Here is a 12460-nt window from a genome sequence, read left to right on the forward strand (position 1 = left end):
GTGTTTAATCGCCTTACATCATGACAACGTCAAACTGCTCTTGGCTATACAAGTTCTCTGTTTGAATACTAACTTGTTTACCAATAAACAGCTCAAGCTCTGCAAGGTTGTGATACTCGTCATTAATTAACGCTTCACTCACCGCTGCCGATGCATAAACCATGAACTTATCAGCATCATAAGCGCGGTTTACTCGCACAATTTCACGTAGGATCTCATAGCAGACTGTCTCAACGGTTTTCAATGAGCCGCGGCCTGAACATGATGGACATACATCACATAAGATGTGCTCTAAACTCTCGCGCGTTCGCTTGCGCGTCATCTCTACTAAGCCCAAAGCTGATAAGCCATTAATATTGGCTTTTGCTCTGTCTTTAGCTAATGCTGTTTCTAGAGAATGTAATACTCGACGCTTGTGCTCATCTGACACCATATCGATGAAGTCGATAATAATAATACCACCTAGGTTACGCAGTCTTAGCTGACGCGCAATTGCAGATGTAGCCTCAACATTGGTATTAAAAATGGTTTCTTCTAAATTGCGGTGGCCAACAAACGCACCGGTGTTTACGTCAACCGTCGTCATCGCTTCGGTTTGATCTATGATCAAATAGCCACCAGATTTTAATTCCACTTTTCGATGAAGCGCTTTTTGAATTTCACTCTCAACGTCAAATAAATCGAAAATCGGTCTTTCACCCGGATAATACTCTAGCGCATTAGACAACAGCGGTACGAACTCTTCGGTGAAGGTTTTAAGCTCTTGATAGGTCAGCTTCGAATCAACACGGATACGCTCCATGTCTTCACCAACATAATCTCGTAATGTTCTAAATGCCAGAGTCAGATCTTCGTGCAAAATGGCTGCTTTACTGGTTTTTCGACGACGGCCAATGATTTTTTGCCATAGTTTTTTCAAAAACTCAGCATCGTGTTGAAGTTCAGCCTCAGTCGCGCCTTCTGCAGCAGTACGAACGATGAAGCCGCCATTTTCATCATTGTATTGCGCCACAATCTTTTTAAGGCGACTGCGCTCCTCTTCGGTTTCAATACGCTGACTTACTCCAACATGCGTGGCATCTGGCATAAACACCAAATAACGCGAAGGGATGGTAATGTCTGTGGTTAAACGTGCCCCTTTGGTGCCCAGTGGATCTTTGACCACTTGTACCATTATGTATTGGCCTTGCTTAACCAATTCACGAATATCTTGTACTTTCTTGACTGGCTGCTCGTCCACGCCTTCCACAACAGAGGCACTGTTGACGATATCAGAAGCGTGCAAAAATGCAGCTTTTTCTAGGCCTATATCTACAAAGGCGGCCTGCATACCTGGTAACACTCGGCTTACTTTACCCAAGTAAATATTGCCTACAATACCCAGGTTGCCCACTCGCTCAACTTGTATTTCTTGCAGCACGCCATTTTCGATTAATGCAACACGACTCTCACTAGGTGTCACATTAATTAATAATTCACTACTCATGCGCCCCCGCTATAAATGCTTTTATTAATTCATCTGTCTCATATAAAGGTAAGCCGACTACGGCAAAATAGCTACCCGACATCTGGGTAACAAAACGACCTCCAAGACCTTGGATCCCATAACCGCCGGCTTTGTCTTGCGGCTCGCCTGATTGCCAATAAGCGGTAATTTCTTTATCTGTAAGCGCTTTAAACGTCACATCTGTCGCCACAACTTGACTCAAGACACTGTTTTTATCGGCAACAGCAATGGCGGTTAAAACTTGATGAGTTCGCCTCGATAAACGCTGCATCATAGCGGTAAAATCGACTTCATCAACAGGTTTACCGAGCGCTAAATTATCTACTACAACCACAGTATCACTACCTAGTACTGGTTTATCATCATACCCCATAGCCACACCTGTTTGAGCTTTAAGGCGCGCCAAACGTTCAACTAATTGTAATGGCGTTTCTCCAGCGAGTTGCGATTCATCTGCGTCGACTGAAAATTGGGTAAACTCATAGCCCAATTGCGCAAGGAGTTGTTTACGTCTTGCTGAAGCTGAAGCGAGGTAAAGCGTGGTCATTATCTGATCCTAAATTGTCTTCGATATTTACGCAGTAGTAAAAAGATCCATGGCCAACAAAACATCCCCGTGAGGGCAGGCCATAAATACTCAGGATTAAAATAAATATCGAGTAAGAAGTGATTCAACCAAAATTGTAACAAATGATATAAGGCTAAGAACAAACCGACTAATACTGCTTGCTGCCAAATCGAAAAGTTACGAATTTTTTGAAAGTTACTCACGGTAATATAAATACATATCGAGTAACACAATGAGTTAACCCCCAGCGGCGAGCCGGTTGCTAAATCAATAATAAGCCCTGTTACCCACGCCCAGCCAATGTTAACTCGGTGGGGTAAAGCCAATGACCAATACATGAGCACTAGCAGTACCCAGTCAGGTCGAAAGATATCTGTAGACAAGGGTAAAGGCATCAGTGCCATGACTAATGCTAAAAAAAGCGAAAAACAGATCAATAAATAATGACGCTTAATCATTACGATTTTCCAAGCTTTGTTTACCTAATACCACCAATAAGCGGACTCGGTCTAATTGTGCAATCGGCTCTGCATACACTTTCGCAAAAGGCACACTTTCATCACGATCAATGGAAGTTACAACTGCAACTGGGTAGCCCTCAGGAAAAGTGCCACCAAGTCCTGAAGTCACCAACACATCCCCTATTCTGACATCCAAACTATGAGGTACATGTGACAGGGTTAACTGATTTAATTTACCCATACCCTCAACGACCGTACGCACATCATTTCTTAAAATACGGACTGGCGTTGCATGTGTGGTGTCTGTCACGAGTAAGACGCGAGAAGTTGTGGTGCCGGTATGCGTCACTTGACCTACAATACCAAGCTCATCAATAACCGCTTGCCCTACTTGCAAACCATCTATAGTGCCGCGGTTTATCACCACTTGATGACTATATCGATTTGAATGCACAGAGAGTACTTGACCAATAAGACGCGAGCTTTTCTCACGCGAAGAGGCATTTAATAACGCTCTTAACTCTTGATTTTCTTTTTGTAGGAATTGTAGTTGTTGCAGCTGCTCACTCTGAAGTAACTGCTTTTCTCTGAGCGCTTGGTTTTCGTCAAGCAGTTGATCTCGAGTTTGTAAACTGCGCGCACCTAGGCTCAGCACCTCATAAGGCACATTAGCAAAGTACAACAGTGGGCTTACCAGTGTATGCAAGCTGGTACGCAACACAGTACCGCCGCTCGTATAGCGATCACCAAGTATCAGTAAAATACTTAAAATGACCGCCACGGTCAGCCGAAATTGTAGTGATATCGTACGGCCAAATAATAAGTTCATTAGTCGTAACTAAATACATCACCACCATGCATATCAATCATTTCAAGCGCTTTACCACCACCTCTAGCAACACAAGTCAGTGGGTCGTCAGCAACCACAACTGGAATACCTGTTTCTTCCATAAGTAGTCTATCTAAGTCTTTAAGTAGTGCACCACCACCAGTTAGCACCATACCGTGCGCTGAGATATCAGAAGCAAGCTCTGGTGGAGATTGCTCTAGTGCAACCATTACCGCACTCACGATACCCATTAATGGCTCTTGTAGTGCTTCTAAAATTTCGTGTGAGTTTAGAGTAAATGAACGTGGTACACCTTCCGCTAGGTTACGACCGCGAACTTCAATTTCAATAGGCTCTTCGCTCTTAAATGCCGAACCAATTTCATGCTTGATCGTCTCTGCGGTTGCTTCACCGATTAAGCTACCAAAGTTACGACGAACATAGTTGATGATCGCTTCATCAAACTTATCACCACCGATACGCACAGATGACGAATAAACCACACCGTTTAACGAGATAATCGCAACTTCGGTTGTACCACCACCAATATCAACAACCATAGAACCCGTTGCTTCAGATACTGGTAAGCCAGCACCAATTGCAGCAGCCATAGGCTCTTCGATTAGGTAAACCTCGCGTGCACCAGCGCCCATTGCAGATTCACGAATAGCACGCTTTTCAACTTGCGTTGCACCACAAGGTACACAAATAAGTACGCGTGGGCTTGGGCGCATGAAATTATTATTGTGCACTTGCTTGATGAAGTGCTGTAGCATTTTTTCAGTCACATAGAAGTCTGCAATCACCCCATCTTTCATTGGGCGAATTGCTTTAATGTTGCCAGGTGTACGACCGAGCATTTGCTTTGCCGCAGTACCCACTGACGCCACACTTTTAGGCCCACCAGCTCGCTCTTGACGAATGGCCACTACTGAAGGTTCGTTTAGTACAATACCTTCTTCTTTAACATAAATAAGGGTGTTTGCCGTACCTAAATCGATTGATAGGTCGTTAGAGAATAATCCGCGTAATTTTTTAAACATGAGGTTGAATAACCTTAAAGAATTCTTTTAAACACAGTGGCAGCCAACTAGACTGCCACTAATAATTTTTAGCGCTCTCGTACTAAACGAAAGCCGATATAATTTGCTCTGAAATCGGGTGCTAACGCCAAACGTGTCGATACACGCGCAAGACTTGGTGCAAAGTTCCAAGCACCACCGCGTACAGTAACATCATTCTGAGAGGCACGTTTTTGTGTCCACTCCCACACGTTACCTACCGTGTCATATAGGCCATAGTTATTAGGTGCAAACTCACCAACAGGGGCTGCACTCTTATTTGACCATTCACTGCCACACCAACCACAGTTTGCTAGGTTTTTACCAATCTCATTACCCCAAGGGTATTCTGACGTTGTGCCTGCACGCGCTGCGTACTCCCACTCAACCTCATTAGGTAAACGATATTGTTTACCTTCTTCACCTGATAACCAGTTTGCGTAGGCTTTTGCGTCTTCATAAGACACACAAACAACTGGAAAGTTCTCACTTTGCTCATAACCTGGGTTTTGCCAGTTATAATCTAGCTCCCATACTGGTTCGCCGTTTCGATAGTAAGCACAGCCTTTTGCTTTTTCAGCATCTGTTGTAAACCCAGTGCTTTGTACAAAGCGTCGAAATTCAGAAACAGTCACTTCTTTGCTTTGCATCGCGTATGAGTTGCTCAGTACCTTCTCAACAACGGGTCTTTCATTCGCCAAACCATTACCCGTTAGGTCACCCATTTTAAATGAGCCCGCAGGAATAATACTGATTTGGTTGTTCACTGACTGATTAACCAAACTCACTGCCTGAGGTGTAACTGGCGACTCTGAAACTAGGCTTACTGCAGGTTGCTCTACCTTTTTAGTCTCGACTTTTGGGTTCGACGACAAAGGTTGAGCTACCTTTGCCGCTCTAGGCTTTTTTACAAGCTGCGCATGGATAGTTTGTGCACGGCGAATGTTCACGCGCGTTTTATAAGGTTCATATCCCAACTTGCGCACTTCAATTTCATGCATGCCAACCGGGATTTGTAAATTCAGTTTTGTTGAGCCGTAGCTCACACCATTAATGAATACTTCATCGTCGTATACGTTAGAGCGCAATGTTAGCTCAACCAGTTTATCTGTCTGTTTCTGAACCGGTGCTGATGCAACAGGTGTTGGCGCTCGCTCTACCACTGGCATAACCGCACGTGGTTGCGTCACAGCGTTATCTTCTGCGTAATTAAACTGGGTGTCAGAAAACGTTGTTGGGTAACTATTTTGATATCCAATACCACCAGATAATGGCGTGCCATATTCTGAACAGAAGCGGTTATCAACGCTCAGTAAGCCACATAAACGACTGGCATTGACATCGCCGCGCATCGTTACACTCAAGTTTACGCTGTAATTACCTTGACCACTGAAAGAGCTTGCGGTGACATGACTACTCACTACCTTCACTTGCGCACCAGCTAAGTTGCGTTTCGGCTCAACTAAACGCTGCTCAGTCAAGTTTGCAAATAGCTGGTCAATAAAACGTTGCGTCGACTTTTGCAGGCCCATCTGCTGACCACGTTGCTCACATGCCGCTAGCGTTTCTGTACGCTTACAGTTAATGGTATGTTCGATTTCTAGCGTGCCTTCACGGCTAAATTCGTTTCTTAAGCGCTCGACTCGGGCGGTGCTTAATTGGTCTTTTAAGCTTTCAAGAGTGTTAACTAAGGTGTGTTTGGTAATGCGAATCTGTTTGATATCTTGTCGATGTGATGCAATCGCCGCCAATTGCATGGTGATATCTTCTTTATTCTGTTTGTGTAAAGCAACCGCTTCTTGATATCGCGTTTGAGCGGCTGAAATGTTTAAAGAAGGATCATCGATAAGCCTGCGATATAACTCGTTCATTGCATCGAGCGCTTGGTTTTTTTCTTTATCTAGCTCGGTAGAACGGTTTCTTAGTAAGTCTAATTGTGACACTAAACGTGTTTCTTCACTGAGATGCTTATCTAAAATCTGAGTATAGTTTTCTAATTCGTTTTGCTTGACTGACAATTCAGCTTCGATTGCTGTGACGGTCGCGGTATCTTGTGCAAATACATTGGCTGCCAGTAAAGTAGCAGATATCAAGAGAGATAAAGGAGCGATTCGCATATTTTCCATTCCCAAAAGCGGCGATTATTTGGTCTTTGTTATTTTTTATAATTAATGCTTTATGCTATGTACTTAAACAGTAAAACACAAGCTTTGAACACACTAATATGTGAGTTTACAACTATTATCCACCCGCTTGCTACCTTTCTAGAAATATTTTCATCTCAAGATCTCAGCTGTTAGACTGAGGTTTTACACTCAATCATCATTAGTATGGATAATAATCAGTTTGTATTGCCTGAATCTCCTGTTCAAGAAATTCAACATCCGTTACTTGAACAAAAAAAGATCAAGCTCGCAATTAAACGAGATGACTTACTGCATCCTGCCATTTCTGGTAATAAATGGCGCAAGCTCAAATACAACTTGATCAATATGAAAAGCAAAGGCTATGACTCTTTCGTCACCTTTGGCGGTGCTTTCTCAAACCATTTATATGCCAGTGCAATGGCATGTAAAACTTTCAACTTAACTGGCCACGCAATTATTCGAGGGCCAGACATTGATGAAAATAACCCAACCATTAAGATGGCGCGTGCCTGTGGTATGAACTTATATGCGGTAAACCGCAAAACGTATCGATTGCGCCATGACCCTGCTTATCTGAAAAGCCTGCAAACTGAATTTCCTAACAGCTTCATCATTCCCGAGGGTGGTACTAATAAAGCGGCACTGAGCGGTGTGGCTGAATTAGCGAAAAGCTTACCTCAATCAGACTATGTGATTTGTGCAACAGGTAGTGGAGGTACTGTCGCGGGGCTTGCCAAAGGGTGCGCGCACAGTACCCAAGTTATGGGCATCGCTGTCTTAAAGCAAGCTGACTATCTTAATCAAGAAATCGCGCAACTACTGACAGATAAGCACAGTGGCGCACCATGGCAGTTATTAACAGATCATCACTACGGTGGATATGGTAAATTCACAGAGGATGTCTGGACATTTTGTCAACTTATGAGGCAAACATATCAACTGCCTTTAGAGCCTATATATACAGGTAAAATGCTGTTTGCTGTATGGCAACTCATAAGCCAAGATTATTTTCCACAGGGCAGTAGTATCATGACCATTCATACTGGCGGTTTACAAGGTCTTGACGGTTTGAGATATCGCGGCTTAATAACCCGCTAGCTCTAATTGCTGAAGTGGCTCCGAAAAATAATACCCCTGAGCCCCTTTTACGCCTAAGCGCTGTAAGCATTCTAGTTCGGTTTGCGTTTCAACCCCCACAGCATAAACAGGCAACCCAAGCTGTTTGCCCTGCCTAACGATATGACGTACAACCTTTTGCTGGGCATGTGATTCATCTATGTTATGTACAAGATCAAAAGATAGCTTTAAGGCTTTAATACATTTCACTTGCTTTAAGTCCTTCACATTAAAGGACTCTGATACTTGGTCAAGTACTAACCCCGTACCAACTGTTTCTAGTCTGAACACTATGTCTTCAAGTAATACACGTTGCTGACAAAAGTCATCCAAGGTCATTTCAAATAACACCCGTTTTGCCAACTGACTTTGTGCTAACTTTTCCAAAAGCCAATTAGCAAACTTAGGATCGCACCAATTGATAGTATGAATGTTCACACTCGCCAACAAATGGCTTTTATCTTTACCCAAGACCTTAAAAGTGTGCTCAACAATAAAAGTGTCTAATGTCCACAAGCTTTCCTTGCTATGTAACTGAGGAACAAATTGCTTGGCCGCAATTAAACCTAGCTTCTCATGCCTCACTCTTAATAATGCTTCACTCTGAGTAATTTCTTGAGTCGCAAAACAGAATAAGGGTTGGAAAAAGAGAATAAACTGGCCATTCTCAATATACTTAATGAAGTCTGATTCTGAATTTTGCATAGATATTTCGTGCGTTTTATTGAGTGGCGTAAGGTGAATATGCTGCCACACGTTATTAGTCGCAACACTCAATGCTGAACGTGCAAGCTGATACACCTGAGTTTGATCACATTTTGACTGATAATAACAAGCGCCTAATTTAACCACTTTGCGTGAGAGGTCGCCGCGAATGGCAAACAGGATCTGATACACCACTTCGTGCATTTTTTTACTGACTGCTGAGACATCCCCCCAAGCAACTTGCTCGATAGTGACTGCCAAAGCACCTGAGTTTAAGTATTTAACTGAACATTTGGCATATTTAGAAAAGTGCTTGTGGAATTGAATCGCGAAATGCTGCTGTGCGTCGATACCTTCTTCTAGGTGATAGCTCCATTTGATCAACGCAAAAATACTAAACAAGTTCTCGTCTGTACTTCTTGGTTGCTGGATTGAAGGCAGCACATTTTCTCTTTCGATAGGCAAAGACTTCTGTGGTTGGCGAAAAAATGGTTTTGGTCTCACTCTATATATCAGCCACCAGCGATAACCAAACACAATTAGACCTATAAATAACAAATTAAACATCAATAAAGTGCTTGCATACTCCCGCAATACTTTTGGGTGTTGTACGTAAATAGTGGAGCCCGCAAACTCAAAGGTGTCTAGGTTTTTTATATTTGAACTTGGTTTTGTGCCGAATGAGACAAACTGCAAGTTAAATTGTCGCGCCAATATATCGAGTTTGTCATCTGTTCGCTCTTCTTCAGACAGTAAACTCACTTGCTGAACAAACTGCATACCTCTTTGATGGATCTGTAGGTGGAATAAATGAATGAGCAGTGCATTAAGAAAGCATACAAGCAATATCGAGGCAATCGCTAAATACCACTTGGATAATGTGTCTGTTACGCGTTTAAATAGCGGCTTCATCACCATACAACACCTCAATCAACATTGACTAAGTGTTGTTCACAAGTCTTAAAAACTCAAGTTTAGTGCACGGAAAGCCTTGTATTAGGTTACTGGCAAATAATTTTAACTAATAGAAAAAATAAAACCCTGCAAAAGCAGGGTTTTATTAAGTCTATTTCGTTTCATTAACGGGTTACTCGTTAGAACGGAATATCGTCATCAAAGTCGATTGGTGGCTCCATCGGGTTTGATGCGCCGCCTTGTGGTGCTGATTGTGGTTTAGGTGCAAATCCACCTTGCTGTTGACCCGACTGCTGCTGAGGTGCAAAGCCGCCTTGCTGTTGGCCCGACTGTTGCTGAGGTGCAAAACCGCCTTGCTGAGACTGCTGCTGTTGCGGTGCAAAACCACCTTGCTGTTGCGGTGCCTGCTGTTGCTGTGGCGCTTGGTTATACTGAGACTGTTGATTATTAAAACTACCAGACTGCTGACCTTGATACTGGCCACCACCTTGCTGTTCGCCACGACCGCCAAGCATTTGCATCTGACCGCCCATGTCTACAACGATTTCTGTTGTATACTTTTCTTGTCCGCTTTGGTCTGTCCATTTACGAGTCTGTAAGCGACCTTCGATATAAACTTGTGAGCCCTTACGTAAGTATTCACCTGCAACTTCAGCTAATTTACCGAACAACACTACACGGTGCCACTCAGTACGCTCTTGCATTTGCCCTGTGTTTTTATCTTTCCAGCTATCTGTTGTAGCAATGCTGATGTTTGCTACACCGTTACCATTTGGCATGTAACGAACTTCTGGGTCTTGGCCTAAGTTACCAACCAAAATTACTTTGTTTACACCGCGTGCCATGACGCACTCTCCTCACACTAATTCAAGCCAAGTATTTGCTTTGCTTGGTTTATATCAAATTCTTTATCATTTACTTTTAGGTAACTACGATTCTCATCGTTTACCATTGTTGCTTCGATCACTCCCGGTAGCGCCACCAATTGCTCAGCTAACTGCTCGGCTCTATGTGGGTCGGATAAATCAGCCATTAAACTGATCACTTTACTCTTAGGAGGGATCTGCATTTGCCATGCAATAAATAGCCATATTACCCCAACTCCTGCTGCAGCCGCAAACACTGTATTCGCTTCACCGATTTGCGCTAGATAACCCCCTAAAATACCACCTAAAAATGCCCCGAAGAACTGTCCCGATGAGAACACTCCCATGGCAGAGCCCTTCTGATTAGCGGGGGCTATACGCGATACCAAGGCCGGCATGGTCGCCTCAAGGAAGTTAAAGGCAATAAAGTAAAACAACATACACAAGGCAATGCTCATGATTGATGTTGGCAATAAGATAAGACCTAACGCACTAAAAATTAGCACAAAAATCGAAAGTAAAAAGACCTGTTTTTCTTTTTGTTTTTTGATGGCAATGATCATTAAAGGCGCCATTAAAATAAATGCCGCTAACAAAACGGGAATATAGAGCTGCCAATGACTTTCAGCCGCTAAGCCGCCAATTATTAACTGACCAGGCAAAACCACAAATAAGGTTGTGAGCGTGAGGTGAAGTAACATAACACCAAGATCTAAGCGAAGTAACTGCGGATGCTTTGCCAGTCTTTTTATATCAGCAACAGATGCGACTGTATCTCCTTTTGGGGCGCGATTTAATGCATTAGGAACCACAAAAGACACTATCACAATACCTAATATTGCTAACCCTGCCGTTAACCAGAATACCCCGGAAATACCAAATGATGCAGCCACCATAGGCCCAAGTAACATTGCAACCGCAAAGCTTAGACCGATACACATACCTATCACGGCCATCACTTTAGGACGTTGCTCATCTCGACTTAAATCTGCCGCTAAAGCCAACAAAGCACTGGCGATGGCGCCCATACCCTGTAGAGCTCGGCCAACCGTTACCCAGTAAATTGAATCTGCGACTGCGGCAATCACTGAGCCGATAGCAAACACGACTAAGCCACCAATAATGACCGGCTTTCTCCCCACTTTATCGGATAGCCAGCCCATCGGGATCTGCAATAAAGCTTGGGTTAAACCATATGCGCCGATTGCTAAACCGATCCACATTGGCGAGACATGCTCAAGTGACTGACCATAAATGGCGAGTACAGGCATCAGCATAAATAAACCGAGCATTCTGAATGCGAATACACTGGCTAGCGAAAAAGCAGCGCGTTTTTCTAAGGCGTTTAATGATTGGTTAGACATAATTCTCGTTATTACTGGCTCGCAAATGCGCGCGACAGTTTAACAAAAAAATAGCCGTTGCAAAAAACTTAATCTAATTTGTATTTTTTTAGGATCTCACTGATCTTGCCAGTTTGCTTTAGCGCTTCTAAAGCTCGCTCCAAACGCGCTTTCATTTTCGGAGAGACACTCTGCTTGCTAAGAGCAATGTAAACAGGCTCTCGATTAATGACGAAGGGGTTTATTTCGACTTGCATGTAATCTGGATTATTTTCAGATTGATAGAGCATGTTATATTTCTCAGCAAAAAAGCCTGATATTCGACCATGCTTTAACATGCTAATACGCAATTTGTTATTTGTGATCACTGTAAAGCGTTCTTCTATATTGGGCGTGTTTTTTAACAGTGCGTCGACCTCATGTCCATAAAATGCATCTCGATGAATTGCGATAGGTGCTGGTAATGTAAGTAAATCTTGATAACTACTTAATTTGTAAGGCCGAGACTTGTGAGTTACAAATACGATGGTCTCGTTACGTTGAGGGCCAATAAAATAAGCAAACCGTTCACGTTGCTTGGTTGGTGACATACTCAACATCATAGCTATCTCACCCGTCTCAAGCATTTTAATTGAACGGCCCCAAGGTAAATTTACAAATTTATAGCTACAGTTTGCTTCTTCTAAAAGCGCTTTGGCAAAATCAACATCTAGACCATACCAGCTCAAAGCATCAGTTTGGTTGTTATAACGGGCAAAATTTTCAAAACGCACCACTAAATTACAGTCAGGGTTAATGCGCGTGCCCGTAAGCGCTTGCACATTGAGACTGAAAACCAAAAAGAGAAGGTGTACGTATAGTCTTTTCAAAATTTATTAGCCACATTTTTACCACCTATTCAGTGTAGATGCTTTTACAAAGAAGCGATAATTTTCACAAAAA

11 protein-coding genes are annotated in these 12460 nt (G+C 43.0%); 1 reads left to right on the top strand and 10 read right to left on the bottom strand.

All coding sequences use genetic code 11. From position 1 onward, the window contains the following. Nucleotides 1-13: 13 nt before the first annotated feature. From rng to C1E24_RS11760, 6 genes are all read right to left on the bottom strand, one after another. A complete protein-coding gene (gene rng / locus C1E24_RS11735; RefSeq protein WP_138481642.1) occupies nucleotides 14-1486 on the bottom strand; it encodes a ribonuclease G in 1473 nt (490 codons plus the stop codon). Then, nucleotides 1479-2057 (bottom strand): Maf family protein, encoded by a 579-nt coding sequence (locus C1E24_RS11740; RefSeq protein ID WP_138481644.1) that lies wholly within the window; start codon nucleotides 2055-2057, stop codon nucleotides 1479-1481. The genes rng and C1E24_RS11740 overlap by 8 nt, the downstream gene beginning before the upstream one ends. Continuing rightward, entirely contained in the window at nucleotides 2054-2533 is a 480-nt protein-coding gene (gene mreD, locus C1E24_RS11745; RefSeq protein WP_138481646.1) for a rod shape-determining protein MreD, read from the bottom strand. Before mreD ends, C1E24_RS11740 begins: the two co-directional genes overlap by 4 nt. Next, on the bottom strand, nucleotides 2526-3365 hold the full coding sequence (mreC, locus tag C1E24_RS11750) for a rod shape-determining protein MreC (RefSeq protein ID WP_138481648.1): 840 nt from the start codon (nucleotides 3363-3365) through the stop codon (nucleotides 2526-2528). The genes mreD and mreC overlap by 8 nt, the downstream gene beginning before the upstream one ends. Next, nucleotides 3365-4408: a rod shape-determining protein gene (locus C1E24_RS11755; RefSeq protein ID WP_058028534.1), complete on the bottom strand. Its 1044-nt coding sequence runs from the start codon at nucleotides 4406-4408 to the stop codon at nucleotides 3365-3367. The genes mreC and C1E24_RS11755 overlap by 1 nt, the downstream gene beginning before the upstream one ends. Before the next feature lie 68 nt (nucleotides 4409-4476). After that, nucleotides 4477-6543 (bottom strand): SUMF1/EgtB/PvdO family nonheme iron enzyme, encoded by a 2067-nt coding sequence (locus C1E24_RS11760; protein ID WP_138481650.1) that lies wholly within the window; start codon nucleotides 6541-6543, stop codon nucleotides 4477-4479. A gap of 213 nt (nucleotides 6544-6756) precedes the next feature. On the opposite strand from C1E24_RS11760, the gene C1E24_RS11765 reads away from it, so the two are divergent. Next, entirely contained in the window at nucleotides 6757-7671 is a 915-nt protein-coding gene (locus tag C1E24_RS11765) for a 1-aminocyclopropane-1-carboxylate deaminase/D-cysteine desulfhydrase (protein ID WP_138481652.1), read from the top strand. Here the strand turns inward: C1E24_RS11765 and C1E24_RS20950 are convergent. From C1E24_RS20950 to C1E24_RS11790, 4 genes are all read right to left on the bottom strand, one after another. Continuing rightward, on the bottom strand, nucleotides 7657-9306 hold the full coding sequence (locus C1E24_RS20950) for an EAL domain-containing protein (RefSeq protein ID WP_206078130.1): 1650 nt from the start codon (nucleotides 9304-9306) through the stop codon (nucleotides 7657-7659). The two genes, C1E24_RS11765 and C1E24_RS20950, sit on opposite strands and share 15 nt — an antisense overlap. A gap of 182 nt (nucleotides 9307-9488) precedes the next feature. Then, nucleotides 9489-10154 carry a single-stranded DNA-binding protein gene (ssb, locus tag C1E24_RS11780; protein WP_138481658.1) on the bottom strand — a complete coding sequence of 222 codons (666 nt, stop codon included), beginning with the start codon at nucleotides 10152-10154 and terminating at the stop codon, nucleotides 9489-9491. Nucleotides 10155-10171: 17 nt separating this feature from the next. After that, nucleotides 10172-11539 (bottom strand): MFS transporter, encoded by a 1368-nt coding sequence (locus C1E24_RS11785; protein WP_138481660.1) that lies wholly within the window; start codon nucleotides 11537-11539, stop codon nucleotides 10172-10174. A gap of 68 nt (nucleotides 11540-11607) precedes the next feature. Then, nucleotides 11608-12387: a substrate-binding periplasmic protein gene (locus tag C1E24_RS11790; RefSeq protein ID WP_240722004.1), complete on the bottom strand. Its 780-nt coding sequence runs from the start codon at nucleotides 12385-12387 to the stop codon at nucleotides 11608-11610. Between the last annotated feature and the right edge of the window lie 73 nt (nucleotides 12388-12460).

The sequence above is a fragment of the Pseudoalteromonas phenolica genome (assembly GCF_005876835.1).
GTDB lineage: Bacteria > Pseudomonadota > Gammaproteobacteria > Enterobacterales > Alteromonadaceae > Pseudoalteromonas > Pseudoalteromonas phenolica_B.